The sequence below is a fragment of the Cupriavidus sp. WS genome (genome assembly GCF_000395345.1).
Classification (GTDB): Bacteria; Pseudomonadota; Gammaproteobacteria; order Burkholderiales; family Burkholderiaceae; genus Cupriavidus; species Cupriavidus basilensis_B.
The window spans coordinates 1-455 of sequence record NZ_AQPL01000530.1; the positions used below are offsets into that span (position 1 = coordinate 1).

Genomic DNA, 455 nt, shown 5'->3' on the forward strand with positions numbered 1-455 from the left:
CCGGCGCCCTGGCCGGCGGCGAGCCGGAACACGGACACCACGCCGTTGAGCTTCTGCGCCTGTTCTTCCAGCGCGCCCGCGGCGGCGGCGGCTTCTTCCACCAGCGCGGCGTTCTGCTGCGTGGCCTCGTCCATCTGCGAGACCGCCTGGTTGACCTGCTCGATGCCGCTGGTCTGCTCCTGCGTGGCCGCGCCGATCTCGTTCATGATGTCGGTCACGCGCTTGACCGCGCTGACGATCTCGCCCATCGTCTGGCCGGCCTCGGCCACCAGGCGCGTGCCGCTTTCCACGCGCTGGCCGGATTCGCTGATGAGCGCCTCGATCTCCTTGGCGGCGCCGGCCGAGCGCTGGGCCAGGCTGCGCACCTCGCCGGCCACCACCGCGAAGCCGCGGCCCTGCTCGCCGGCGCGCGCCGCCTCCACCGCCGCGTTGAGCGCCAGGATATTGGTCTGGAA

1 protein-coding gene is annotated in these 455 nt (G+C 72.5%); it reads right to left on the reverse strand.

Translation table 11 applies throughout. From position 1 onward, the window contains the following. A partial coding sequence (locus K206_RS40085; protein WP_043367664.1) for a methyl-accepting chemotaxis protein occupies positions 1–455 on the reverse strand: 455 nt, incomplete at both ends.